Annotated in this window: 29 protein-coding genes and 2 pseudogenes; 9 read left to right on the top strand and 22 right to left on the bottom strand. The window is 41.4% G+C overall.

The features are described from left to right. Positions 1-339 precede the first annotated feature (339 nt). Positions 340-2,253, top strand: a complete 1,914-nt coding sequence (locus tag L4D76_RS13120) for a methyl-accepting chemotaxis protein (protein WP_428441343.1) — start codon at positions 340-342, stop codon at positions 2,251-2,253. 115 nt (positions 2,254-2,368) lie between these two features. Here the strand turns inward: L4D76_RS13120 and L4D76_RS13115 are convergent, their stop codons facing one another. From L4D76_RS13115 to L4D76_RS13090, 6 genes are all read right to left on the bottom strand, one after another. Beyond that, a complete protein-coding gene (locus tag L4D76_RS13115; RefSeq protein ID WP_428441342.1) occupies positions 2,369-2,581 on the bottom strand; it encodes a hypothetical protein in 213 nt (70 codons plus the stop codon). 43 nt (positions 2,582-2,624) lie between these two features. Next, complete coding sequence (locus L4D76_RS13110; protein WP_428441341.1) at positions 2,625-2,873, bottom strand: hypothetical protein; 249 nt, start codon at positions 2,871-2,873, stop codon at positions 2,625-2,627. A gap of 139 nt (positions 2,874-3,012) precedes the next feature. Beyond that, on the bottom strand, positions 3,013-3,228 hold the full coding sequence (locus L4D76_RS13105) for a hypothetical protein (RefSeq protein ID WP_428441340.1): 216 nt from the start codon (positions 3,226-3,228) through the stop codon (positions 3,013-3,015). 303 nt (positions 3,229-3,531) lie between these two features. Continuing rightward, positions 3,532-4,338, bottom strand: coding sequence for a hypothetical protein (locus L4D76_RS13100; RefSeq protein WP_428441339.1), 807 nt, complete (start codon positions 4,336-4,338; stop codon positions 3,532-3,534). A 138-nt stretch (positions 4,339-4,476) separates the two neighbouring features. Then, a complete protein-coding gene (locus tag L4D76_RS13095) occupies positions 4,477-4,662 on the bottom strand; it encodes a hypothetical protein (protein ID WP_428441338.1) in 186 nt (61 codons plus the stop codon). Further along, positions 4,659-4,910, bottom strand: a complete 252-nt coding sequence (locus tag L4D76_RS13090; protein WP_428441337.1) for a hypothetical protein — start codon at positions 4,908-4,910, stop codon at positions 4,659-4,661. The genes L4D76_RS13095 and L4D76_RS13090 overlap by 4 nt, the downstream gene beginning before the upstream one ends. A gap of 422 nt (positions 4,911-5,332) precedes the next feature. Between L4D76_RS13090 and L4D76_RS13085 the strand changes: the two genes are divergently transcribed. After that, positions 5,333-7,993, top strand: a complete 2,661-nt coding sequence (locus L4D76_RS13085; protein ID WP_428441336.1) for an SIR2 family protein — start codon at positions 5,333-5,335, stop codon at positions 7,991-7,993. Positions 7,994-8,505: 512 nt separating this feature from the next. Here the strand turns inward: L4D76_RS13085 and L4D76_RS13080 are convergent. Next, positions 8,506-9,588 carry a type I restriction endonuclease gene (locus tag L4D76_RS13080; protein ID WP_428441383.1) on the bottom strand — a complete coding sequence of 361 codons (1,083 nt, stop codon included), beginning with the start codon at positions 9,586-9,588 and terminating at the stop codon, positions 8,506-8,508. A 199-nt stretch (positions 9,589-9,787) separates the two neighbouring features. On the opposite strand from L4D76_RS13080, the pseudogene L4D76_RS13075 reads away from it, so the two are divergent. Then, a pseudogene (locus tag L4D76_RS13075) lies at positions 9,788-9,970 on the top strand (site-specific integrase); the annotation flags it as partial. A 51-nt stretch (positions 9,971-10,021) separates the two neighbouring features. Here L4D76_RS13075 and L4D76_RS13070 read toward each other — a convergent pair. Both L4D76_RS13070 and L4D76_RS13065 read right to left on the bottom strand, forming a co-directional pair. Beyond that, a complete protein-coding gene (locus tag L4D76_RS13070) occupies positions 10,022-10,591 on the bottom strand; it encodes a 1-acyl-sn-glycerol-3-phosphate acyltransferase (RefSeq protein ID WP_428441335.1) in 570 nt (189 codons plus the stop codon). Positions 10,592-10,757: 166 nt separating this feature from the next. Then, complete coding sequence (locus L4D76_RS13065; protein ID WP_428441334.1) at positions 10,758-11,294, bottom strand: hypothetical protein; 537 nt, start codon at positions 11,292-11,294, stop codon at positions 10,758-10,760. 400 nt (positions 11,295-11,694) lie between these two features. On the opposite strand from L4D76_RS13065, the gene L4D76_RS13060 reads away from it, so the two are divergent. Both L4D76_RS13060 and L4D76_RS13055 read left to right on the top strand, forming a co-directional pair. Beyond that, a complete protein-coding gene (locus tag L4D76_RS13060; RefSeq protein ID WP_428441333.1) occupies positions 11,695-12,177 on the top strand; it encodes a phage integrase in 483 nt (160 codons plus the stop codon). A 38-nt stretch (positions 12,178-12,215) separates the two neighbouring features. Then, positions 12,216-12,566, top strand: a complete 351-nt coding sequence (locus tag L4D76_RS13055; protein WP_428441332.1) for a nucleotide pyrophosphohydrolase — start codon at positions 12,216-12,218, stop codon at positions 12,564-12,566. 123 nt (positions 12,567-12,689) lie between these two features. On the opposite strand, the gene L4D76_RS13050 is transcribed toward L4D76_RS13055, so the two are convergent. Continuing rightward, positions 12,690-13,082: a YybH family protein gene (locus tag L4D76_RS13050; RefSeq protein WP_428441331.1), complete on the bottom strand. Its 393-nt coding sequence runs from the start codon at positions 13,080-13,082 to the stop codon at positions 12,690-12,692. Between the two features lie 280 nt (positions 13,083-13,362). Here L4D76_RS13050 and L4D76_RS13045 point away from each other — a divergent pair, with 280 nt between their 5' ends. Then, positions 13,363-13,635, top strand: coding sequence for a type II toxin-antitoxin system Phd/YefM family antitoxin (locus L4D76_RS13045; RefSeq protein WP_428441330.1), 273 nt, complete (start codon positions 13,363-13,365; stop codon positions 13,633-13,635). Further along, positions 13,616-13,885 (top strand): Txe/YoeB family addiction module toxin, encoded by a 270-nt coding sequence (locus L4D76_RS13040; RefSeq protein WP_428441329.1) that lies wholly within the window; start codon positions 13,616-13,618, stop codon positions 13,883-13,885. Before L4D76_RS13045 ends, L4D76_RS13040 begins: the two co-directional genes overlap by 20 nt. An 83-nt stretch (positions 13,886-13,968) precedes the next feature. Here L4D76_RS13040 and L4D76_RS13035 read toward each other — a convergent pair whose 3' ends face one another. Together L4D76_RS13035 and L4D76_RS13030 are read right to left on the bottom strand one after the other, a co-directional pair. Beyond that, complete coding sequence (locus L4D76_RS13035) at positions 13,969-14,523, bottom strand: GNAT family N-acetyltransferase (RefSeq protein WP_428441328.1); 555 nt, start codon at positions 14,521-14,523, stop codon at positions 13,969-13,971. A 212-nt stretch (positions 14,524-14,735) separates the two neighbouring features. Next, positions 14,736-15,386: a T3SS effector IpaJ family cysteine protease gene (locus tag L4D76_RS13030; protein ID WP_428441327.1), complete on the bottom strand. Its 651-nt coding sequence runs from the start codon at positions 15,384-15,386 to the stop codon at positions 14,736-14,738. Between the two features lie 262 nt (positions 15,387-15,648). Here L4D76_RS13030 and L4D76_RS13025 point away from each other — a divergent pair. Both L4D76_RS13025 and L4D76_RS13020 read left to right on the top strand, forming a co-directional pair. Next, positions 15,649-15,822 (top strand): annotated as a pseudogene (locus L4D76_RS13025) (site-specific integrase); the annotation flags it as partial. 92 nt (positions 15,823-15,914) lie between these two features. Further along, on the top strand, positions 15,915-16,640 hold the full coding sequence (locus L4D76_RS13020) for a carbonic anhydrase (protein ID WP_428441326.1): 726 nt from the start codon (positions 15,915-15,917) through the stop codon (positions 16,638-16,640). Between the two features lie 224 nt (positions 16,641-16,864). Here the strand turns inward: L4D76_RS13020 and L4D76_RS13015 are convergent, their stop codons facing one another. The 10 genes from L4D76_RS13015 to L4D76_RS12970 form a co-directional block, all read right to left on the bottom strand. Further along, complete coding sequence (locus tag L4D76_RS13015) at positions 16,865-17,152, bottom strand: hypothetical protein (RefSeq protein ID WP_428441325.1); 288 nt, start codon at positions 17,150-17,152, stop codon at positions 16,865-16,867. Between the two features lie 236 nt (positions 17,153-17,388). After that, positions 17,389-17,676, bottom strand: a complete 288-nt coding sequence (locus L4D76_RS13010; protein ID WP_428441324.1) for a hypothetical protein — start codon at positions 17,674-17,676, stop codon at positions 17,389-17,391. 156 nt (positions 17,677-17,832) lie between these two features. Beyond that, positions 17,833-18,423, bottom strand: coding sequence for a cytochrome c-type protein NapC (gene napC, locus L4D76_RS13005; RefSeq protein WP_428441382.1), 591 nt, complete (start codon positions 18,421-18,423; stop codon positions 17,833-17,835). A 14-nt stretch (positions 18,424-18,437) separates the two neighbouring features. After that, complete coding sequence (locus L4D76_RS13000; RefSeq protein ID WP_428441323.1) at positions 18,438-18,872, bottom strand: nitrate reductase cytochrome c-type subunit; 435 nt, start codon at positions 18,870-18,872, stop codon at positions 18,438-18,440. Beyond that, positions 18,862-19,728 carry a quinol dehydrogenase ferredoxin subunit NapH gene (gene napH, locus L4D76_RS12995; protein ID WP_428441322.1) on the bottom strand — a complete coding sequence of 289 codons (867 nt, stop codon included), beginning with the start codon at positions 19,726-19,728 and terminating at the stop codon, positions 18,862-18,864. Before napH ends, L4D76_RS13000 begins: the two co-directional genes overlap by 11 nt. After that, on the bottom strand, positions 19,728-20,492 hold the full coding sequence (napG, locus tag L4D76_RS12990; protein WP_428441321.1) for a ferredoxin-type protein NapG: 765 nt from the start codon (positions 20,490-20,492) through the stop codon (positions 19,728-19,730). Before napG ends, napH begins: the two co-directional genes overlap by 1 nt. A 17-nt stretch (positions 20,493-20,509) precedes the next feature. Continuing rightward, positions 20,510-22,996, bottom strand: coding sequence for a nitrate reductase catalytic subunit NapA (napA, locus tag L4D76_RS12985; RefSeq protein WP_428441320.1), 2,487 nt, complete (start codon positions 22,994-22,996; stop codon positions 20,510-20,512). 1 nt (position 22,997) lies between these two features. Beyond that, positions 22,998-23,258, bottom strand: coding sequence for a chaperone NapD (locus L4D76_RS12980; RefSeq protein ID WP_428441319.1), 261 nt, complete (start codon positions 23,256-23,258; stop codon positions 22,998-23,000). Positions 23,259-23,847: 589 nt separating this feature from the next. Then, positions 23,848-24,396: a PadR family transcriptional regulator gene (locus L4D76_RS12975; protein WP_428441318.1), complete on the bottom strand. Its 549-nt coding sequence runs from the start codon at positions 24,394-24,396 to the stop codon at positions 23,848-23,850. Positions 24,397-24,580: 184 nt separating this feature from the next. Further along, entirely contained in the window at positions 24,581-26,323 is a 1,743-nt protein-coding gene (locus L4D76_RS12970; protein WP_428441317.1) for a methyl-accepting chemotaxis protein, read from the bottom strand. Positions 26,324-26,565 lie beyond the last annotated feature (242 nt).

Genomic DNA, 26,565 nt, shown 5'->3' with positions numbered 1-26,565 from the left:
GAATTCCATAATACCGCCAAACTTTTGGCAGTATTTTTATACGGCTGGCACCAACGCAAGAACATTGCCCACATTTATCTCAACCATCCCATAATCATTTAAATGAAACTAATATATATAGTCACAACATTTATTAACCTTTCATACCATTATGCTTTTTTTGCATGCACTCATACTCATTTGACATTGACCATGTCGAATCACAACCGTATGATCTTTATATAACTATAAAACAAGATGCTATGCAACCACCGTCAAAAAGCACACGCTTCAAATAAAAATCATCATTTGTATTTGCCATTGTATATATGAACTTTCTATAACAATAACGGATAAAACGTGAATATATTATCTAGCTTTAAGGGCCGTATCATCACGGTCACCGTCTTCCTATTAACAACTTCCCTAGCAATCTCGACCTACCTTTCATATCACCAACATTCTGCTTCAATTCTGAGCAATATTGATAAATACTCACAGCTTAAAATTGACAGCTCGTCAGACAAGATTACTCAATGGTTTCATACCATCAGCGAAGGCATAGTCGCAACAGCGCCAGGCTTCGCCACTGACCATAATGATCAGCAACTTCCCCTGATGGTGAGCCAAATTGCAAATGCAACCAAAGCCTCAGATATTGTTGTCGGTTTTGAAGATGGTCGCTCTTATGGCGCCCAAAGCGGCAAGCGCAGCTTAGCCACCTACGACCCGCGGGCACGTGGCTGGTATAAAACTGCCAAACAAAAGCGCAGCACCTATATTACCGGTATCTATAAAGGGGCATCTTCAGGAAAGCTAATGGTGAGTATCGCAGAACCCTTCTACTACAAAGGCAAGTTTCGTGGTGTTTTACTTGCTGATCTCGATTTGGATCTTCTTGCCGAAGTGGTCAATGATTCCCCTTTCCTTGGAGCAATGACCGGCCTATATGACAACCAGGGTACAACCATTGCTTCCACTGGCAAAGTCGATGTTCCAGGCAAAACCAAACTGTCTGACTTCCCCGACCTGATTGAACTTTCCCGCAAAATGCTTTCTACCAAAAGCGACATTTTCAATTACACTTTAGGCGGTGTTGATAAGATCGCTTATTTTCAGGCCATTGAACTCGATAAAGACACCCAATGGCACCTGCTTGTTGCTATTGATAAATCTGTGGCCTACGCAGAACTCGATGAAGCTTTAAATACCTCTTTACTCACGGCTGGGTTATTGATCCTATTTTCAGCCGCAATCATTTTAGTTCTCCTGAATCGCCTGTATCGTCCGATCCTTGCTTTGAAAAGCACGATAGTCGAATTGTCACAAGGGAACGGCGATCTTACCCGCCGTCTTGATGTCTATACCAAAGACGATCTGGGTCAAATCGCCGAAGCCGTCAATACCTTTATAGGCAACTTGCAAACCATGATGCTGGAAGTATCGCAGTCTTCGGATCACATTTCTCGTAGCGTTGATGAACTTAAAAACCAAACAGACGCAAACAACGAGGTATTAACTGCCCACTCTACTGAGACAGAACAAATTGTTGCCGCTATTGAAGAAATGAGTACCACTGCAAGTGATGTCGCAAATAATGCATCGGAAGCATCCCAATTCACTCAAAATACAAACTCGCAAGTGTCTAAGTCAAAGGCTGTCGTAACCGAAGGTACGAGTATAACTTCTCAATTAGTAGAGGAAGTCGAAAACACTTCAGCCCGTATTACAGAAATTAGCAAAGACACCATGGAGATCACCAACGTACTGGCAATAATCGGTGAAATCGCAGATCAAACAAATTTACTTGCGTTGAATGCGGCTATTGAAGCAGCACGAGCAGGTGAACAAGGTCGAGGATTTGCCGTAGTCGCTGATGAAGTCAGGGCGCTTGCGGCCAGAACGCAAACCAGCACTGCAGAAATTGAGCAAACGTTGAAAAAGTTACGTAATGGTTCAGATGCGGCGATTGCCGCTATGGTCAGCACAAAATCAACATGCGAGAAAACAGCAGAAAACTCAACGCTGGTAACAAAGGATCTGGATACAATTGATCAAGCAATAACTTACATCAATGATTTAAGTGCACAGATTGCTACCGCAGCCGAACAGCAGAGTTCAGTTACAGATGAGATCACCCGTAACATGACTGCTATTCGCGAAATCGTTGGTGAGCTATCGGTAAATGGTGAAGCAACCACAAATGAAACCATCAACCTTGCTGCTGCAAACAGTCAGTTGAAATCTGTTGTTAGTAAATTCAGGTTGCAGTAAGCCAGCTCTCCGGCAAAGAAATATACCAGCCAGAATGGCTATCTAACCTACACCAATCTAGTAGCAACATCTAATATAAGGCCTCTACATAAGAGGCCTTACACATTACAAAACGTTACGAACTCCTGTTCATCTTTCTTTGACTGCCAGTAATCATCACTATGGCGAACAAAGCCGCCAGCGTTACCGGTATGGATTTAATGATGTCGGCATAGCTCCGTTCTGGTTCCGGTTCTGGGGTTTCTTCATAATCCCAACCCGGCCAACCGGTATCGAATTCTTCAACTGCTTGTTCAACCCGAAGCTGAATTTTTACAGATAAGGCCACCTATTATGGTGGCCTTATCATAAATCAAGAACTGCATTTACAACTACCTTGTAAGCTCTCTTTTGATTCGCTGAAACTCACTACCATTATCTGGGAATTTTAATGTCGACCTAATCACACCAAAGCTCATTGCTATTGTCATTTTTTCTTCATCGATATTAAACCAAACAAGCTGACTTTTATTTATATAAGCCTCACGACTTAAACTGTATTCGACTCCGCGATCAGACGGTTCGAAAAGGTCTTTAATTCCGTTCTTCAAGCTGATTTTTACAATATTATTATTAATCATAACTTTCCCTAAAGAATACTTACCAAGCAAAGACTTACTGGGATTATCATTCGCGTACAAATCAAGTATATGCCATCAATTAAAAACGGAACACACAAGGCGTTCCGTTCTCTCTGGTCAATTGATGGCGCAGATCAGATCAAGTCTCTGTATCTACCTGGACGGCAAGCGACGAGGCATCAGCCAGCAGGGTTCTAACCATTTCCATTTGGGCTTCATCTAACTGCCCTTTCTTCTCTTTCATTACCAATTCCACCAAAAACACCCCTACTTCAGTACGGTCTTCGCCGTATGTACTTGCAGCGAGTGCTTCAACTATAAAATAAATGGCTTGCCAGCTGATTGAATGCGCCATTTACAGTACTCCTTGCGTAAAGTACTGTACGAATATACAGTAAAGTTATTCAATGTGCAGCAATAACGAGAAAAAAGTGACGCAAGTAACTGATACAGATAAAGAGTTAGTCAAAACACCAAGGCTAGAGCTTTGTGATGACTGTCGGAATATCAGGCCGTGTATTCAATTTTGGGGCGCAACGTTTCCGTGGCTGAAGGCGGATTTGGGGAAGCCTAAAAAGATATGGCGCTGTGAAGAGTGCACGCCCAAGCGTGAGCGTGCAGTGTTTTACAAGTAATTTGTTGAACTAGGGCTAACGCATCAATCAGCAGACTGTTCTTCAGTCGATGGTGTTGTAGTGTTAGCCTTGGCTTGCTCGATGTACTTTTTTCTTCTCATCCAAAAAATCATAGCACTAACCGGAACTGTAAATTTAAACATCCAGGGCGCATATTGAGTTCCAGTTCCTGCACCGAAACCAACTAACTGAACTGTTAATAATTGAAAATTGATCACACCAGTTGTCCAATTCATAGTAACAGCACCAAAGCCTAGGAATGATAGTAAATACCACTTCCATTTTTTTACAGGCATTGGGGTTTTGTAAACGCTATAACATGTAATCACCATAAAGATTGGTGATGCAAAAGTGAGTATTACAATAAGAATACGATCTAATGTTGGAGTAACTGCTGAGAAGGAGTTCAACTCTTCCAAAGATGCCTTTGTGGGAGTAAATCTAAACGCATTTAAAACCGTATTACCACCTATACGATCCAAAGAAACTTGTGCTACCGCCCACCCACTTGTGAACTGATATTCAAGTGTGAAATTTCCATGCCAAACAGAGTTGACTGTGCGAATATTCCAACTAATTACCTTAGTCGAAAGCAGTTCTCCGCCTGGGATGAATGCAGTAACCCTATGTAGTTCCTCTTCGGTAACTGTACTAAAAAGTTCTGAATTGAAGTTACTTCTAAAATTTTCAATATCATTATCAATGAGCAATTGCATGTAATCTATTGCATCCTGAGATTCGGGAGGGATGCTACTCTCATCCAATTTATAACTACATGCGGTAATAAACATAATTGAGAGAATTGTCAGAATAGCTGTAAGTTTCTTCATGAGTCCTTTGACGTGTTTAAGATTATCTTAAGCAATCGTTCATAGTATCAATTCTTCACACCATTTAATGTATGCGGCCTCACAGAGTAATATGCACACTATCAATCCAGCTGAACGGTGAATTGCTTTTTATTACTTTTATTCTCCTGAGCTTGTATTTCGTTTTGAAGATGGGTGTTCCCGCCACCAATGAACCCCAGCACAGACAATGAGCCCTAAACCTACGCTTGTAATAATTGAGGCTCCAAGCCCATTGAAGCATGTAGCAGAACCAAAAAGCATCCAGCTCAAATTATAAACATCCCTTTTTGACAGCTTTTTCATAATATTTCCTTCCTTTCCCAATAATCACGGTTATAGTCAGGCCGTCCCGCTGCATGGCATGGAACGGCTTTAATTCTTTCTGAGTACGTGAGCTCTCTTGGTTTCGAAATCGGTACATCCCAACCTTCCCAGCTTGGTTCGTCATAAGTATCTTCGACTAGGAGTTGAATACCGGGACCAATATTACTTAATCGGATCTTTCGCCCGTCTGGTGAATGAAGTGCATCACCACGGACGATTGCATTCACACCGCCCATGTCCCACTTAATGCCCTAACGCACATTCACAGTAAAATGCCGAGTATTAGCCCCCACACTTTACCCCACATTCCGTGACTATTTGATGCTATTACTCTGATGCCGATATCATCAGTAATCGGCTCTTATCTGTCTCACATTCGCCCCAATAGCGCAATAGAACTCAATTTCGGTTGCATTAGTTTTGCTCATCAATGTTTGATTGTTTGTTATCGCCCTGTAGTAATTTACCGCGCAGTTTTTTCACATCTGCTCATCTCCTTTTCGGTATATCTAAACTGATTAGAGTGATAAACGCGATCCAACAAACATTGACCACTCAATACTATTGTGCACCAAAATGCTTAAGTATAAGATATTGATTGTATTAATTTTAGCCATGTATTTGTATATGAAATGATGGGAAGTGATAAATGATCATAGAAAACCTAGCTAGAGAGGTAACACCCCAAGTAAACATAGAAACCTTGTATAAAGAAATCCCACACAAAGGTCGCACTGTTGAAGAGCTTATTACATATATCACGACCAAAATCTGCAAAACTTCTGCCAACTACAGTTTATTATTAGGTGCGGGGGCTTCAGTTACTTCAGGGATTAAGTCTGGTCAGGATCTGGTGGAGATTTGGCGGGAAGAGGTATATAAAAGATACAATCCTACATCTGTGTATGACAAAAAATCGGCAGTAACTTATTTTTATAATACATGTGCTAACTGGTATAACTCTGATAATGAGTATTCATCACTTTTTGAAAAGAAATTTGATTTAGCATCTCAAAGGCGTAGATTCGTTGAGCAACAAGTAGAACCAGCATTTCCATCAATTGGATATTCTTATCTGGTATCTCTTGCAAACGGGGGGCATGTCTATTTTGACACAATATATACGACAAACTTTGATGATTTAATTAATGAATCTTTTTACCAATTTTCTCATACTAGACCAATTCTGTGCGCACATGATTCCTCGGTGAATAGTCTTTCCATTAATTCAACCAGACCCAAAATAATAAAACTTCATGGTGATTACTTATACGACGATATAAAAAGCACTCTTAGAGAAACAGAGACTCTCGAAGCTAATATTAAAAACAAATTAATTGAGTTCTCAAAGGAATATGGTCTAATTGTTGTGGGATATTCAGGTGGTGATAGGTCCATAATGGATGTATTGAATCACTTATTGAAAAACGAAGATTATTTCAAGAATGGGATATATTGGTGTTTAAGAAAAGATGATTATGTTAATCCGGAATTGAGAAAACTGCTCTGGAAAGATAGAGTTTATTTTGTCGAAATCGATGGTTTTGATGAATTAATGGCAAGCATTCATAATGCTACCAAAGGGAAACTATCATTAGATGAAAGTTTTGGTGATTCAAAAAAAGAAAGAATACTCAAATCATTTACTGATGATGAATATAACTTAAAAGAAACATCATCAATAATATGTGATGATATAGGGATGATTTTAAAACGACAAAACAACAAAGATATAGGTAGTCTCATTGCTGAAATTTCAAGAGACAGTGATACTAATTTTAATAGCGACATATCTGACGAGGATTTCAAAAAACTATTAAGCATTGATGGGTACATTAAACATGAGAATTATTCTGAAGCAGAAAGCATATTAAAGAAACTTATAACTGACTGTGATGACGAAGACCTATATGTGACGTATTTATTTAGGCTTATAAAGATATATTTCAACAGTGGCAATGAAAGTCAGTCAATCAATTTTGCAGAAAAACTCGTTGAGTCTGACCCTTATAATTTTCAATTCTTTATGAGAAGATTATCATTAGAAAAATCACCAGGGAAAAGGTGTGAGTTACTAATTGAAAATAAGGGTAAGTTTGAAAGGAATTACAAGTTTTATAATGTGTTAGTATCTAACGGGCTACTTCAACGAGAAGAGTCAATGAGCAAACATAAATTCTCACACAAAACCTTGATTGACTATTGTAATAAAAGTATAGAACTAAACCCATCTATTTCCAATAGTTCGTGGCACATAAAATTGGAAGTGTTAGAAAAAATGCATACCAACCCTGACAGTAAAACTACGAAAAAAGATGAAGAAACTGATATAAACAACATTCTAAGAGATTTAAAGAAAATAAATGCTCATCATATTGAAACATTCAAAATAAAAGCCCACGACTTCATATTAAAGAATAAAATTGAATCACTTAAAACTCTCATTAATGAGATTGAATCTGAATACAAAATTTCAAGTAAGAATAAAAGAAACTCTCTTATTGATATATTATGCGACACATGCCTCTCATTGAATGACTATTCTGAAGACGACACGTACAAACACGAATTTAAAAAAATAATGGGGCTTGAATTAATAAAAGACAATTCACATTTGAACTCTGTTATACTTCTTAAAATAATTTACTCTATAAATGTACAAGTAGATACTACGCGAGCCTATGAGGAAGTTGAAAAACTAATTAAGCACAAGGAAGGGTATGAATATGCTTCGAAAATCATAAACTTTTTAGTTGATATTTTTCATGCCTATGACCGTGCTTTGAATTATCTTGAGTCGATTAAAGATAAGATAAGCAGAAGTGATTATTATCTATATATGCATGAAATAAATCTAGCTAGAAAAGATCATAAAGAAGCAATAAGATTTTTAGAAAGTTCTTATAAGTTTGGTTTAGAGAAGCATAAATATATCACGGCTATGGCTTTCGCAAATTTAATATCCAGTGATTTCGAACGAGTTATATCTTGGGTAGATATGAACATGGATGATATAGGCTCTACTTCTCAAAGAGACACTCTAATCATTAACAGAGAATACGCTAAGAAATCACTTGGTAGAAAAGTAGATACAACTGCTTTAAACACAGTTGTGTCGCATAAAAATGGAAGCGGACACTTAATGTGTGCAAATGTCTTACTTGGAAAGGAAACTCAAGCAAAAGCTATTTTTGATAAAAACGTTTCTCATTGTAAATATAATTTTTACGGTTACAAAAAGTGGCCAATTATACCTGAATATTTTTTTAAAAAATATAATGATAATATGAAAGAGCTTGACTGTGCTTAGTCGACGTTAAGTAATTTAGTACCCTGTGAGCCAGCCAGTTTCTTAACATCCTCTACATGAGATAAAGTCATGATAGAATGGCCACAGGGTGGTAATTATCTCATCATTTCCCTGACTATTACTAATCTAAATACTTTATGTTGGTGCAATAGCTCTAGTGCGAAAAGTGCCCCATAGCGAGCTCCACAAAACACAGAAAAAATCACGACCAATGCTTAAGCCAGTAAAATGGCTTCACCATCCATGCTTATCCAAAGCAAGCCATCGTCTTGAACAAGCCACTCGGTACGTCGGCGGCGAAATTGTGCGAGCAATTTGCACATGTTACCTCCTTATCTTTCTATAAATAGAAGCAGTTAAGATCTGTAGTACCAACTTTGATGCTCAATTTTGCGTGACATATTCAGCAGAAAATCTACAGCATGCTGAGATTGTGCTATAAAAAAGGCCACTTGATGTGACCTCTTGGTTTCAGATACAACTCATTACTACTATTCGTCGTTATGTGTGACTCATTCGTATAGAGCAACAGTTCCTTGTAGTGCATCTGAATGTTCAAAAATATCATCGATGGTATCAATAGGATGGCGAATTTCTTTCTTATTCTCGTCTAAAATACCAATGTACTTTTGTTTTGTATTAAAGTGTAAACGACATAATGGCTTTCGATTATTATCATCTAACAACACACCAAAATAACTCTGAGTATCTCTTGCATGTATTCGTTGTAGAGCTACTTTTTGTCTTAATATTGCTTTGATAATATTGAAACCTTCAATTTCTTCTTCTGTTGTTACAACTTTAGGCGGTTCATCATCACCTTCATTGATAGCATCTATTAGTGATTCAGCTTCAACATTTGAAGTCGTTCCATTTACTTCCGTTCCAATTGCTGATTTTAGACGAGCATTAATACTGTCATTTAGAAACTGCTTAAGAGCCTTAGTGGTAATTTCACGGAATTGTGATTTCACTTTTGGTGTCTGAACACCCTCATACACACGAGATGTGAAAAACTTAACAAAATCCTCTTCCGGCTCATTAAATTGTTCAACTAACAACTTTTTAATTTGATTTAAGTATTTCAATTCACCGGCAGCATCAACTACCGACTCAACGTCAAACGAAGATTTAGTTAACTTCTTAATTTCCGGAACAATATGTTCATCAATGTCTTCTAAATCTAAGGTAAGAAATGGTTTCTCATCCATTTTATTCGGTGCATCTAGATCAGTGTAAAACTCATACTGAGCACCATTTGTTAAAATTGCTATTCGGGCATTAGTAACAGAGAAATATCTAAAAAGTTGACTTGCATGTTTTGTCGAAAGATTTTCACTGTATTTCTTACACTCAATGAGAATTTGGACTTCGCCCTCTTTCATCAATGCATAATCAACTTTCTCTCCTTTTTTTGTACCAGTATCAGCTGTGAATTCAGGAACGACTTCATTAGGATCAAAAACATCGTAACCAAGAACTGAGTGCAAAAATGGCATTACAAGTGCGTTTTTCGTAGCCTCTTCTGTAACTAAATTATCCGCAACCTGAGACAACTTTTTCGATAAACTTTGAAGTCTTTCAATAAAATCCATAACTAACCCACTCATTAATAGTCAACTCATTGAATATAACAATAAAGTTTTACGAAAAATGTTGTGCAGCTAACGAAAAACAAACGAAATACAAAGCAGTACATAACATTCGACGTTTGTTTCTATTCCCTTCAATAAACATTGATTTACTTCATATCACCTATAGAATAACTGTATAAACATACAGTTATGATTGGTTATGTCAGTTAGAAAACAAACAGATGGGACGTGGCTTTGCGAGTGCTACCCCCAAGGGCGGCAAGGCAAACGTCTACGCAAAAAGTTTGCGACCAAAGGTGAAGCCCTCGCCTTTGAGCGCTTCACCATGCGTGAAATTGAGGATAAGCCGTGGTTGGGTAAGAAAGGAGATAACCGCTGCCTTGTTAGCCAATAACAAACTGTTATATAAACATTTCTTACCAATATTTTACGATTAAAGCTGTAGGTACCTATCTGGGTGTCGCGGAGAAATCGTACTGTAAAAGTCCCATATTTGACGTAAGTCTCTTTCTAGGTCACCACTTGGGTAAATAACCTTACCAACTCCAACTTCACGCTTTTTATAGTCCACGTACCCTAAAAATATTGGCACTTGAGCTTTCATTGCGACGTGATAAAAACCTGTTCTCCACCGTTTGGCAGGTCCCCTCGTAGCTTCTGGTGTTACTAAAACGGTTATGCCATCTGAGGCTTCAATAAATTTAACCATTTCATCTACCATTTTAGGGCGCTTGTCCCCCGCTTTTTTTGCTGAACGGTCAATTGAAATCGCCCCCATAGGCTCTAGAATTAGGTTTAATGGAAAGCGAATCCATTCCTTTTTTATTGTAAAACGTGGGTTAGTTAAGTTCATATAATCGCAACCTGCCATTGTATAAACAATATCCCAATTACTCGTATGGGGAGCACCGATCATTACACAATTTTTGACATCCGCAGGCGGATAATCACGTACTTTCCAACCCTGAACTCTAAACAATAGACGAAAAATAAACTTAAACATTTTTTGAAATACCATTACTAATAGTTATAAAAAAACTCTATGGAGTCCGGTTTCGGCTAACGCCGCGTTAAGCTGCCGTAGACACTTGGCTATACTTTGCGAAGCAAAAGTGCCAAGTGTTGGAGGTCAGATTGAACGCTTTGTTATGCGTTTGAGAACCAACTTACTAACTGAAGTAACTCCAGACGAAAGAAGCAGCCAAAGACGCTATAACCCCCTGAATAAATGAGCTAACTTGGATGTACAAGCGTTCCTTTCCACGGTTTACGAATTTGACTTCTACTTTGGATTTAAGTTTGTCGGCATGATCAGATGATAATGATTCTAGCAACGCAACTTCTTGCTCTAGAAGATCTTTTTCTTTGGACAATGCATCCAGTTGGCTCTTAACTTGACTAATATATGTGTTAGCCTCATCAACATAACCAATCATGTCATCTAGCTTATTTTTTATTGAATTACTCTTAACAAAATAAGGGCGAATTTTCTTACCCAATAAGGACGAGCCCAAATAGATTGGTGCATACACTGCTACGAAAGTCGCTAATACACCTGTAACAATAGGCCATTCTTTTACACCGAATTTTTCAAGAATATTTACGATAAAGTCTACATAGCTGGGCCACAAATTGGTAAAAAACACAATAGGCACACTAATAACTACGATAACCAGAAAAAGTATTATTTTCTTTGTTTGTTCCATTCCTGTTTTTATCCTCTACTACGCATAACATTTTATTCAACGATCTAGATTCGTAAACCTCCTTCATATATTTACAAAGCAGCCATCCTCACACGACACGATTACTGTCATTTTTCATACCAGGTTACTTAACTAGTGCTCAAAAGAGAGCATAAATCAGAGTTAATACTCTACAAAAACACAGAAATATAAGTAACTGATATTATTGCTTTTACTCAACAACATGATGGACATCAAAAATATCGTCTAAAAACCACTCATATTTTGATAAAGGACAAATTTTGGTATGAATGGTTGTAGGTTCAACTAGCCTTAGTTTGTTTCTATTCCTTCCAATAAACATTGATTTACTTCATATGACCTATATCATAACTGTATAAACATACAGTTATTATTGGTTATGTCGGTTAGAAAACAAACAGATGGAACGTGGATTTGCGAGTGCCACCCCCAAGGGCGGCAAGGCAAACGTCTACGCAAAAAGTTTGCGACTAAAGGTGAAGCCTTAGCCTTTGAGCGCTTCACTATGCGTGAAATTGAGGATAAGCCGTGGCTTGGTGAGAAAGGGGATAATCGACGTCTTACTGATCTACTTGAGCTGTGGTATTCCCTCTATGGCATCAGCTTAGGCAAAGGCTATGTTATTAGAAACAAGATGCTTCGAATGGCTGAAGCTATGAATAACCCTATTGCGCCAAAGTTTGACAGCAAAGTTTATTCTAACTTTCGTCAGTTACGTTTATCTGGCGATATCAGCTTTGTTGATTCTCGATGGCAAAAAGGTAAGCCCAGGACCATCTATAAAGGCCAGGCTCAAGGTAGAATTTCTACACTTTCAGGTTTAGGCTTAGGCTTACATATTCATTTTCATTTTCACCACTAAACCATGGATTGGTGTAGAAGAACTTAAAGGTATACTAAATGAGTCAGATAAAAGAACTGCAGCTTAGACTAGCCGAATTTGCGAAAGAGCGAGACTGGGAGCAGTTCCATACACCAAAGAACTTAACCATGGCCCTGTCCGGTGAAGTAGGTGAACTAACTGAAATATTTCAGTGGCTTACTGATGAGCAAAGTTTTAACTTAAACAATAAGCAAACCTCTGCACTAAACGAAGAACTTGCTGATGTCTTCTTGTATCTCATTCGCCTTGCTGATGTCACTGGTGTCGACCTTCTTAAGGCCTCAGAAGAAAAGCTTCAAAAAAATGCACTGAAATATCCCATAGAAAAGTGCTTTGGGAATGCAAAGAAGTACACTGAGTTTAAGTGAAAAACCGCCTTTCGGCGGTTTTATAAATAAAACCATATCTAAACCAATTTACCGACAAAGCGCACCAAATCCCATATCAAAAATGCCGAGTAAAACGCATCACCTTGATGGCTTAGTTAGCGATTACTCCGGTGCTGGCATACTCGTATTAATCATGTCGCGGTGCAGCTTCCATTGGCCTGCCTCTTGCTTCCAAATGACGAGGAACTTGCCCTTGTCCAACACTTGACCGCCCTCACCTTCAAGAGTGTATCTACCAACTTCTGAGGCTGTATCACCGTACCCCTCCACTTCCAGAGCCTCTAACTTGATCGCTTTGACGCCCATGTCCATAAAGCCTTGAAATGTTGCCTGAATAGCCTGTCTACCCATAACAAAATCACCGTTAGGAGGAAGGAATTGCCCTTTTTCCGTATAGAGGGCCGCAATACCTTGCGCATCGCCTTGGCTGAACGTACTCATAAATTTTTCGTCTGCGGCTACGATAGCATCGTAAACATCAATTGAATCAGTCATATTTATCGCCTTAGTTTGCTCTATATCCATACTAGTAATAAATAACTTAAAACAATACGAATTGTAGCTTACAGACAATAATGGGCGTCACCTCGCAATCGATACACGTGGCATTTGCAATTATCTAGTCGTATCGCCTGCAATAAGGTATGCCAACTCTGAACCAGCCAAGCGCACCAAACCCCATATCAAAAATGCCGAGTAAAACGCATCACCATAATTGTTTTGTTAGGGCTTGTAGTATACAGTTGTACTGTAATCCCGTACATAGAGATAAAACATGGACTCAATAAGTGTTAACCGTTTCAGAGATAACCTAAAATCTTTTGTTGAAAATGTTATCGATCATCATACGCCGATAAAGGTAACGCGTCGTTCTGGTGAAGATTTCATCGTTATCAGTGCTGAAGATTGGGAGAGAGAGCAAGAAACACTACATGTGTTACAAAGCAGCAGTCTCATGAAGCAAATTGCTGAATCTGCTACTACTCATATCCAAGGCACTGGTCATAAACCAACAAAAGAGCAAATGAATGAAATCACTGGTCTTTGAGGGCAATACTTGGACAATCTATGAACAACTTCGTGAAAAAGATAAGAAATTGCACAAAGGTCTCTGTAAACTTTTAAAAGAGATGCTTCGGTCTGACCCTGCTTCTGGACTTGGTAAACCGGAGCCTCTCAAGCACAATTTATCAGGACTATGGTCTAAACGGATCTCACAGAAAGATCGGCTAATTTACAAATTTGATGACAATTATATCTACATATTTGCTATCGGCGGACACTATGACCAATATTAAGCCCTAACGCCAGCAATAAGGTGTGCCACGACTAAACTACCAAACACACTGAACTTCATACCAAAACTGCGGAGTAAAACGCGTCAACTTGATGTTTTTGTTAGCACTTGATGCTCCTGTGAGATGCCCAATTTGTATTCATTAATTCGCTCAATCAGACCATTTGCTAGTTCATGGTCTGTTTGCGCAGTAAACTGAAAACCTAGTTTTTTGAGCACTGTGCGGCTTGCACTGTTCCACTGTTGTGTACCAGCCCATAACTGTCCCTGAAACCCCGTAGCTTTTAGCTCGTTGATTAATGCGTTACAAGCTTCTGTAGCCAGGCCTGTTCCCCAATGCAATGGATCTATCCAATACGCTAAAGCAAAACTGGATTCTCTCCGTAACAACGAAAGTTGACCAATAGCTACATTATTATACTTATGCCTAACGCACCATACATAGCATGAACCGGTTTGCCAGTCTCTTACTCGGCTTTCATGCCAACCAATTATCTGAGATTTAGTTGTAAGCCGAGCAAGGGGTAGCTGTTTGGGAAATTTTTCGGAATTAAGCGCTTTTTGCATTACGTGCCAATCACTAATTTTAATTGGCCTAAATTGTAATCTTTCTGATTTGAACTCTGGAGTGACTTCCATATCTTCTCCGAAGTGCTAACATTTTATTCAACGATCTCAGGTCTTATATCTAGCAATATCGGAAGATAAACGATCGATGAACGGTATATCTCATGCCAAAGCTAGGAAACATTCTACGCAGCGCTTATTGATCTGCAAATGAAACATGTTGAATAGGTTATTTTCATCAAACTCCATACCAAAATCGCCGAGTGTAACGCATCAGCTTGATACTAAGTATTAGGGTTTGTCACTCTAATAGAGACACCTAACCAATATGCTGATTGACGCTTTTTAGCACTAACATCCCAAAGTTCAATCGCATCCCAATCAAAAGTATTCCCATCTAACTCTGGGTCAAACCATTCAAGTTGCTCATTACTCGCAACATAATGGGTTGTATTTGGATAACCTATAATTGATATAAGTATACTATTGGGTAAGGCTGCGGAATTTTTATTTAGTATAGTAACACTTGTTTCCATTGTATCCATAAGCTCAAATTCACTTGGAAAGGCTTGATATAACTCTGAGTACGTAGCTTTATCTTTTATTATAAGCTCAGTTTTCAAGCCAAATTTATTAAGAATATACACCATTGCTGATATTGAATTATTACCTGAATGTTCTATATATTTAGGGTTAACTCCCCTTGTAAGAATTCCCGTAATTTCGTAAATTGTTATCGCAAGTTGGTCGAGATTATGATTAGAAAGTACAGACACTGACCTACCATCAAACGTTTTTGTTACAGGGTCATACCGATTCAATTCAGCAGGTAAGACTTTATCTAGTATCCCAAAAGAGTATAAACATGCGACTACACAATAAGGACCACAATATAAGCTGCCTTCAGGTTTCCTCAAGTTTGGAAAATTATTCATCAAAAACCTCACCATTAAATACATAATATTTTATTCAACGACCTCAGATCGCATATATAACCAATATGGGAAGCTATACGATCGATGATCGGTATATCTCATGCCAAAGTTAGTAAACATTCTACGCCGCGCTTATTGAACTGCAAATGAAACATGATGAATAGGTGATTTTCATCAAATTCGTAGGATGATTAGAAAAGATTATGTTCAACGTTTGTTTCTATTCCCTTCAATAAACATTGATTTACTCCATATAGCCTATATTGTAGCTGTTAGAAAACAAACAGATGGAACGTGGCTTTGCGAGTGCTACCCACAAGGGCGGCAAGGTAAACGTCTACGCAAAAAGTTTGCGACCAAGGGTGAAGCCCTAGCCTTTGAGCGCTTCACTATGCGTGAAATTGAGGATAAGCCGTGGCTTAGTGAGAAAGGGGATATACCCCTAGTAACTGCATGGAATCAGTTGACAGGCTCACTTGTTTTCATAGTTTATAATGAATTTTAATATTCAACTCATAAGGTATAAAAATGAAAAAAACACAATTGGCTATAGCCGCGTTAGGTTTTCTGCTTTCTTCTTCAGCCTTAGCTGAAGGTAAATGGAGCTATACAGGTGAGCATGGTGTAGAGCACTGGGGTGATACTTACCCAATATGTGCAGCGGGCAGTAACCAATCTCCAATTAACATTACCCAATCTCTTGAAGTAGAGCTTGCGCCACTAAATATCCAATACCAGGGTAAAGTGACTGAATTGATCAACAATGGCCATACCGTACAGGCGAATGTTGAAGGGCTAAACACGCTGCTAGTTGATGGAAAGTCTTTCGAGCTGAAGCAATTCCATTTCCATACGCCATCAGAGAACTATATCAAAAACAAACAGTACCCACTTGAAGCGCACTTTGTTCATGCTAATGAGCAAGGTAACTTGGCTGTAGTGGCGGTAATGTTTGAAGCAGATCCCGCCTTTAATAAGAGTTTATCTAACTTACTAGCAGAAATTCCGTCAGATCACGATGAAGTAGAGCTGGATGTCGAGGTTAAGCCAAGCGAATTGTTGCCAAGCACTGATCAATACTACCGTTTCAATGGATCCTTAACTACACCACCATGCAGTGAGGGGGTACGTTGGTTTGTTCTACAAGAACCAGTGGCAGCCTCGAACAAACGCATTTCTATGCTAAGTGAGGCAATGGGCGCTAACAACCGTCCACTACAACCGTTGAATGCACGTGTGGTAGTTGAGAAATAACGTAAGCAACTTTCGTTAGTCATGATATAGCTCCGTTGATGAGGGGGCTATATCAATAACAGGCATTCATCATCGGATGTGTGGGGTTCCGTTAATTCAATATCGCCGGAGAAAGCGAAAGAACTGTATATTCAAGATGCACACTAGTGTCAGCTAATGAGTAAGCTTTGATGATAGGCATTGTAGGTGGAATGATCTTTGGCAATCAAGAACTGCAGTTACAACTACCTTGTAAGTTCTCTTTTGATCCGCTGAAATTCACCACCATGATCTGGGAATTTTAATGTCGACCTAATCACACCAAAGCTCATTGCTATTGTCATTTTTTCTTCATCGATATTAAACCAAACAAGCTGACTTTTATTGATATAAGCCTCACGACTTGAACTGTACTCAATCCCTCTTATTCCCCCAGACGATTCGAGAAGCTCTCTAAATGCGCCCCCTGACGTTTCGAAAAGGTCTTTAATCCCGTTCTTCAAGCTGATTTTTACAATATTATTGTAAATCATAACTTCCCCTAATGAATACTTACCAAGCAAAGACTTACTGGGACTATCATTCGCGTACAAATCAAGTATATGCCATCAATTAAAAACGGAGCACACAATGCGTTCCGTCCGTCTGAGGTATCAATTGAGTCTCCACAGACGATTGCATTCACACCTCCCATATCCCACTTAATACCTTGGCGTTCCAAATGATAAGGCCCCCGATTATGGTGGCCTTATCATATCAAGAACTTCAATTACAACGACATTGTAAGCTCTCTTTTGATCCGCTGAAATTCACTACCATGATCAGGGAACTGTAATGTCGACCAAATATCACCAAAGCTCATTGCTATTGTCATTTTTGCTTCATCAATCTTAAACCAAACAAGCTTACTTTTGTCTATATAAGCCTCTCGACTTAAACTGTATTCAATCCCGCGTGCAGGTACTTCGACAAGATCTTCAATCTCGCCCTCAGGCGTTTCGAAAAGATCTTTAACGCCATTCTTCAAGCAAATTTTTACAAAATTATTATTACTCATGACTCTCTCTAAAGAATAATTTCAAGTAAAAAATCGGAGGGATTATCCTTCATTTCACATAAGAAATCATGAGATATCACACGCAAAAAAACATATGCCAACGAAAAAATCCCCAACTGATGGCTCAATTGGGGATCGGTGTGTTAGCAAACGTGACTAGATCGCTTTATCAATCTTGTGCCCCTTCGGTAGCTGATGCGCAATTCCTTTATGGCAGTCGATGCAGGTTTTGCCTTCATCTTCCGCATCATCGTGGATCTTGGCAGCAACCGGCTTCTGGGTAGTGAAATCCATATATTCGAAATTATGGCAGTTGCGACATTCCTGGGAGTCATTCGCCTTCATTCTCTCCCACTCGCGGGATGCCATTTCAAATCTATGCTCTTCAAACTTCTTCGGTGTATCCACAATGCCGAAAGCCTTAGCGTACAACTCTTTACTTGCCTGGATCTTACGAACCATTTTCGGCACCCACTCTTTCGGCACATGGCAGTCAGGGCAGGTTGCCCGTACACCACTGCGGTTGTTGTAGTGAATGGTACCTACATACTCCTGGTAGACATTATTTTCCATTTCATGGCAGCTGATACAGAACTCTTCCTGGTTGCTCATTTCCATTGCGGTATTGAACCCGCCCCAGAAAATGATCCCAACCAGAACACCCACTGTCAGTATGCTCCCTATCGCGAAATGGCTAGGTTTTCTGAACCATATCCAGAAGCGCTGAATAAAACCGGGCAGCTTAATCCCCATACAACCTCCTATTTGCCAAATTTACCAGCAGGCTGAAAGGTATTTTCAACCAATGGTGTTGCATCAACCTGTGTAACATGGCATTGCAAACAGAAGTAACGACGCGGTGCAACGTCTCCCAAAACCTTATTATCACGATCCATATAATGGGTCGCACTCACGCGAGGCGCCCCTGATTTACGGTACTTATTAACATCATGGCACTCTAAACATCCGTTATTGCTCGGGTTTAGCTGGACCTGATCCGTGGAGTGCGGGATTAAAGGCGGCTGGTTAACAAAATCAAGCGCCAGGCGATCCTGCTTTTTCGGCACTTGCTTGATAGTAACAACCTCATTGCTCTCGCCAATTTCTTGATCGCCTCGCAGCGAGGTAACTTCAGCTAATGCCGCTGAGCTAACAAATGCTGCAAGCAGTGCAGCCACAACAATCTTACCCTTCATATTTGGCTCCAATTCTTGTTTTAAATTCCAATACCCTTTCAGAACAGACATCGATGCAGCGCCCACAACTGATACAGTCTTGACTCATTACCCGACGATCACCTTCTTTTAATGGCTGTCGCAATACTTCAGGCTCCGGACACACATTGAAACAGTCCATACACTTGTTGCATGCTTCACGGTTAGTTGCCGTCACCCGGAGTAAGCTCTTACGGCCAATCACCCCGTAAGTCGCCCCCAGCGGACATAAATGACCACACCAGCCGTGTTCGACCAGAAGTAAATCGAGCACAAACACCAGGGCGATCAAGATCCAACCGGCTCCCATGCCGAAGATTAACCCGCGGTGCAACGCAGCTACCGGATCGACCCAGCTCCATAGCACAGTGCCCGAAATCGCACTGCCAAGCAGCAGAACCGCCAACAGCCAGTAACGCATGCTGGATGGCCAGCTATAACTGACCTTAAGATCCAGTTTTCGCCTTAGCCACGCGGCAGCATCTGTCACTATATTCATGGGGCAAACCCAGCCGCAGAACACACGCGGCCCGATCACGGCGTAAAACACCACTACGATGAGCGCACCCAGCAGGGCGGTAAGCTCTGGCAGATGTCCGGCCATCAGGGTTTGCAGCAAGATCAGCGGATCGGTCATCGGTATGGTGTCAAACAATGTGCTTGATGACAGGTTGCCCCGCAGCACACCGAGTGTCGGCCCAACCATAAACAAGCCGATGATCAGCAGCTGACAACAACGGCGCAACAGCAAAAAGCGATGTGCTTTCCACCAGCCCAGTGTTTTTACCGCAGCTTTACCGGCATCTTTCGCATGGTTTTTCACAAAGAGTTTCGCCATTACTGGCCTCCCCCTGCGTTGTCGGGTTTACGGACAGGCAACGTCAGATCGTCAGGGATCAAACTGCCACCGTGCTGCGCCTTTTCTTCCCAGCCTATCCGGTAATGCTGCCCCATCTGACCTTTCGCCAGCACCGTCGGAACCACCTTGATCGCCGCTTCGTCCAGCACGCAGGCTTCCTCGCATTTACCACAACCGGTGCAGGCATCAGTGTGCACGGTTGGAATAAACTTGGCGTGGTAGCCCGTTCGCTGATTACGAATAGCCTCTAAGGTGATCGCCTCATCAATCAGCGGGCACACGCGATGACAAACATCACAACGTAAACCCAGCCAATTCAGGCAGTTCTCATGATCGATCAGAACGGCTGTCCCCATCTTTGACTGATAAATATCGGTCATCACAGGATCGAGTGCACCACTCGGGCAAGCCACGACACAGGGGATGTCTTCACACATCTCGCACGGTACCTGCCGGGCCGTGAAATACGGGGTTCCGGTAGCCACCGGCGACACCAACGTCGCCAGTTTCAATGTGTCATACGGGCAGGCTTGCACGCACAAACCGCAGCGCAGGCAGGCCTGAAGAAAATCAGGCTCGTCTAACGCACCCGGCGGGCGTATCGGTACTCCCACATCAGCCTGGCTTTGCCTGGTTTGCAAACCCAGTACCGTTGCTGCAGTGCCAACACCGATGGCCGTTCGCATGGCGTCTCGCAAGAAACGCCTGCGACTGTCAGAAGTTCTAAAGCGCGGAGTCTTCATCGTTCTGTACTCGTGAGTTATGCTTTAACCACTTTCACCGCACATTTCTTAAAGTCGGTTTCTTTCGAAAGTGGATCCGTTGCATCGAGGGTTAACTTGTTGGTTAACTGGCCGGCATCAAAAAATGGCATAAAGACTAAGCCCTGAGGCACTCTGTTTCGGCCGCGGGTTTCGATGTGGCTCAGTACTTCACCACGGCGCGACACTAACTTGACCGCATCACCACGACGCAGGCCGCGTTTTTTCGCATCGAGTGGATGCATATAAACAACGGCATCGGGGAATGAGCGATAGAGTTCCGGCACCCTGCGCGTCATAGAACCGGTATGCCAGTGTTCGAGTACCCGTCCGGTCGATAGCCAGAGATCATATTCATCATCCGGTGATTCGGCAGCAGGTTCATAAGGCAGGGCAAAAATCACCGCTTTTTTATCCGGCTTGCCATAGAAAGAAAATTCCTCCCCTTTGTTCACATATGGGTCGTAACCTTCTGAATAGCGCCATAAAGTTTCTTTGCCATCAACCACAGGCCAGCGTAAGCCCCGTGCCTGGTGGTACATATCAAACGGCGCCAGATCATGGGCATGGCCCCTGCCAAAGTAGGCATACTCTTCAAACAGCCCCTTTTGCACATAGAAGCCAAAATCACGGGACTCATCGTTTAACTGATCGGCAGGAATTTCGTCAAGGCTGAACTCATCGACATTGCCATTTTTATACAGCACATCGAACAACGTTTTGCCTTTAAGCTCCGGTTTTTTGGCAATCAGCTCTGCTGGCCAGACTTCCTCAACCTTAAAGCGCTTGGAAAATTCCATCAGCTGCCAAAGATCTGATTTCGCTTCACCCGGCGGGGAGATTTGCTGGCGCCAGAACTGGGTACGGCGCTCGGCATTACCATAGGCACCTTCTTTTTCAACCCACATTGCTGTGGGTAAAATCAGATCTGAGGCCATGGCCGTAACGGTTGGATACGGATCGGAGGTCACAATAAAGTTCGCAGGATCGCGGTAGCCCGGCAGGCGATCTTCATTAATATTCGGTCCGGCCTGCATATTGTTGTTACACATCACCCAATAGGCATTGAGCTTGCGATCTTTTAGCATCCTGTCCTGGAGAACGGCATGGTAACCCGGTTTTGCCGGAATGGTGCCTGCCGGTATGTTCCACTTGGTTTCACACATTTCACGGTGCTTGGGATTCATTACCACCATGTCGGCAGGCAAACGGTGAGCAAAAGTACCCACTTCACGCGCAGTACCGCATGCCGATGGCTGCCCCGTTAATGAGAAGGGACCGCAACCAGGTTTCGATATTTTGCCGGTTAACAGGTGAATGTTATAGACCAGGTTGTTGGCCCAGACGCCGCGGGTATGCTGGTTGAATCCCATGGTCCAGTAAGAGACAACTTTAACATCAGGATCTGCATACATTTCGGCTAATTCATTGAGCTGATCGATCGGTACACCTGACAGTTCAGACGTGTATTCAGCGGTATACGTCGAGACAAACTTGGCATATTCGTCAAAGCTCATCGGCGTTGATTTTTTGCTGCCCGGGTTCTTGGCCGCCTTTTCCAGCGGATGAGTCGGACGCAAGCCGTAGCCGATATCCGTTTCACCTTTGCGGATATTGACATGCTTATCAAGGAACGCTTTATTGACCTTATTATTGGAAATAATGTAGTGGGCAATAAAGTTTAAAATCGCCAGATCCGTCTGTGGCGTGAAAATGATCGGGTTATCGGCCAGCTCATAACTACGGTGGGTAAAGGTGGAAAGCACAGCGACTTTCACTTTGTCGGAAGACAACCGGCGATCGGTGAGACGTGTCCACAAGATGGGATGCATCTCTGCCATGTTAGCTCCCCAAAGCACAAACGCATCGGCTTGCTCTAAATCGTCATAGCAACCCATCGGTTCGTCCATGCCGAAGGTACGGGCAAAGCCAACAACGGCAGAAGCCATACAATGACGGGCATTGGGATCGATGTTGTTTGACCGGAAACCGGCTTTAAACAGCTTGGCAGCCGCATAGCCTTCCCAGACAGTCCATTGACCTGAGCCGAACATTCCGACAGACGTCGGCCCTTTCTCCTTCAATGCCTGCTTATATTTCTCCGCCATGACATCAAAGGCTTCATCCCAGCTCACTGGCGTGAACTCACCCTCTTTATCGTAAACCCCATCGGTTTTACGCAGTAACGGCTGAGTAAGACGATCTTTTCCGTACATGATCTTGGGCAGGAAATACCCTTTAATACAGTTTAACCCTTTATTAACCGGCGCGTCAGGATCGCCCTGGGATGCCACTACCCGGCCATTTTGAGTACCGATAAGTACGCTACAGCCTGTGCCACAAAAGCGGCAAGGTGCCTTATCCCACTTGACTTCCGTGTCTTCGCCGGCAGCTTGGGCAACAGAAACAGGTAAGGTCAAGCCTGCCGCCGCTGCTGCCGCTGCTGCTGCATTGGCCTTTAAGAAACTACGTCTACTGACTGTCATTTTACGCTTCCTTAAGCTCAGATTGCTCATCCATATGGTTGTACACCAAGGTCACAGCTAACACGCCGGGCAGTGTTTTTATGTCTTCGAAACGTCCTACCAATCCGTCTCTGCTATCGCCCTCGAGTACCACCACCATCTTTCCGACTTCATTGCTTACAGGTACTTCTGCCCCTTCCAGATTTTCTATTGCTTTTTTAACAGATTCAGTCTGATCAGCTAACGCGAGCACAATCAGGCTACAGACATGGTAATCGCTCATCTATTGAACCCTCCCAAACAGACATAGCGCACTCCTATTTTTAAGAGCCGTTCCTATTTTTTAAAACATGAGTTAAGAGGCAAACTTCCCTAAAAACATGCCGATACATGAAGCAAGCACAAGCAAAATGCGATCCGACCACTTAAACACGCATGTTTTGTAGGGATACTCCTAATCTATGCCTATAATCCATCAGATGCATACCTCTAAAGGAGTAATGCAATACCTAATTGAGATAGATCAAAAAACAAGCAATACCTAGCTCACATTTTGCCAAAATCGCCATATATCAAAGCATTGCGTTCTGTAAATAAATTCAATTAACACTTAATGGGGATCAGAAAATAGCAGGGGAATATACATGACGCTGTTTTGGTAGACTCGTTGGGGGAAACTTAAGAGGGGTATAACGGGCTCGATAACGCTTCTAGACTCTGGCGACGACAATGATTTTTCCAACTAGACCCATAACCTTGTGACAACTGACTTGTTCATTCAGCTATGGGCATATTTATCATTGATTGTTTATCATTGATTGCTTTGTTGTTTTTCTCGGCAACGCATCATCCTGATGATCAACAACCAATAATTATTCAACATCGTCGATCTCTTTAAGCTCAGTGAGGGCTTCTTCTGCCCAGCTAATCCACGCCTGACGGTTATGCATACCACGCCGCAGGGTCAGGCGGTCAAGACGAGACTGGCGCTCCATGTTTTTGTAGTCAGCAAAGTGGATTTTTTCCAGTTCACCATAGTTGTTCATTAGTGTATGAGACTCTTGAATGAGTGCCGCAAGCTGCTCTTGCATTGGTTCAGAATTATGAACACCGCAAACCAGTAGTTTGGCCAAGAACTCATCGCGGATCTTTGGATTGCGAGCGGGTTCCTGAAACCAATCAAACAGCGCCTGCCGTCCAAGATCGGTAATGGAGTAGACCTTACGGTCCGGTTTGCAATTTTGTGGTTCATGTCGGGAGGTAGCCAAGTTGTTGTCGGCCATTTTGTTCAATTCGCGATACACCTGTTGGTGGCTCGCTTTCCAGAAATAACCGATGCTGCTTGAGAATTCTTTGGTGATATCGTAACCGGTGGCATCACGAGTGCTTAGTACGGTTAATATTACGTTTGATAATGACATTTCTTCTATCCATAAAGAAAAATACAACAAGAAAGAATCACAACCAGTCAATTTCTGATTGAGCATTCTCTAGTAGACATTTAATTCCTTGGCAATTTTTAAATAAAAATTCGATTAGAAACAACTCCGCCTAAAGTTAATAATGAATATAATATTCACGTTCGAATCTGTTTTGTTAAAATAGTTAACTAAGTTTAAATCGGCCTACAACATCATGAAGCTGAGTATTGGTATTGTTTAACTGATGGGTGCTATTTACGGTTTCCTGTCCATTGTGATTAATATTGTTAATCATCTCCTGAATGGCAGTCATATTGCGGTGGATTTCCTCTGTCACCGAACTTTGCTGCTCAGCAGACGCCGCTGTCTGTGCCGTTAAATCGTTAATTTCGACGACGGATTCTGTCATTGATTCGAGTGAATCCATTACTCGGGCGGTATTTTCCGCTGTATGCTGACAGCTGGCTTTTGTCGTTTCCATCGCACTAACAACTGTGCTGGTTCCACTGCGCAGTTTAGCCAGCATTTCATTGATTTCAGTTGTACTTTGCTGAGTGCGCGCTGCCAACGTCCGTACCTCATCAGCGACAACAGCAAAACCACGGCCCTGTTCACCAGCTCGAGCAGCTTCAATCGCTGCATTCAGTGCTAACAAATTTGTTTGTTCGGCGATATCGCCAATAACACCTAACACAGAGCCAATCTGAGCAGTATCTTTACTCATGGTCACAATAGACTCAGACATACTCTCCATTTCGCCAACCAAAGCCGAAACACTCTGAACCGCTTCTTGTACTACAGTTTTTGACTGCTCTGCCTCATTGTTGGTTTTTTGTGTCAATCTAGCCATACTGGCTACACTTTGCGCAGCAGAGTCCGCGGTTGAGCTCATTTCAGTGATTGCGGTTACGACTTGTTCGGTCTCTTCAGAATGGGCGGTTAACAATGCCTGATTGGAATCTGCCTGCTCACGCAACTGATTGATTTCCAAGTTAATAGACTGACCAGACTGAGCTACATCCAATATCATTTTTTGCAGATTATCAATGAATTGGTTAATGCCTGCCGCGATTTTACCAAGATCGTCCTGAGCATATACATCCAAACGACGGGTCAAATCGCCGTTACCTTGCGAAAGCTCAGTCACGATATTGCGCAGGGAAACAATTGGCTTAAACGCCACATTAATGGCTGCAATACTGAGTGGAATAATCGCTAAAGCAGCAAGCAACAACGCAAAGGTGATAGAGTTATTGAGATGAGCAGTATTTTTCTGAATAAATGCTTTATCAATATACCCAGTCAGGCTCCACTTCTTGCCTCGAACATCAAATTCACTTGGTAAGGGTATAAGGTCACCCTTTTTTTTGCTTGAAAATAACACATTACTATTTGAATCAATCAGTTCAATATAACTACCAGCTATAGCTGATTTTTCCAATAATGTCTGAGTGTAGCTTAGATCTATAAAAAATATATCACCAGATCCTTTTCTACGCGGAACTGTAATCGTAATCAGCGGCTTATCTTCATCATAGAAAACGTCGCTTACAACGACTAGACCGTTGGCTTTTTCTACTTGATCAATATATGATTGAACCTTATTTTTATCATCAATACTACCTTCAGGTGTAAATGCTAAGTCACTGACAACTTTTACGATATCATGAAATCCTGTTTTTTCTTTGGTGCCTTTTATTGACGCCAGGCCAAAATTCAAGTTTTCTGTTAAAATTATTTTGTTATTGATGTCTTCAACTAACTTATCTTTTATCAGGTTAACCTGCGCCTTGATATTCTTCGTGTCGGTCTCATAAATATAATTGCTAATATAATGATTAACACTAAAGTATGATGTCACGATTGTAATCGAAATAATAATAATGAATATTGCAATCATATTCATCTTGAAAGATAGTTGCTTCATGGTTAGAGATCCCTTTTACCCACCGAATAGCTAATGCATCCTTCTAAAATGTTTCTTATTAACTACGACTCGAAAATTAAATATTATTTTAAATCATTTATATAGCATCACCACCAGATCAGTAATGGTTTAATAACCGTGCATAATTGAAGGTAAGAAATCTAATAGTGTATAAACTGTAACAATATTGAATCATTTCAAATTACAATTATATGTTCACAATTTAATCAATGGGTAACTAA

The organism is Photobacterium sagamiensis, from assembly GCF_050337085.1.
GTDB lineage: Bacteria > Pseudomonadota > Gammaproteobacteria > Enterobacterales > Vibrionaceae > Photobacterium > Photobacterium sagamiensis.
This window is presented reverse-complemented; position numbering and strand designations above follow the sequence as displayed.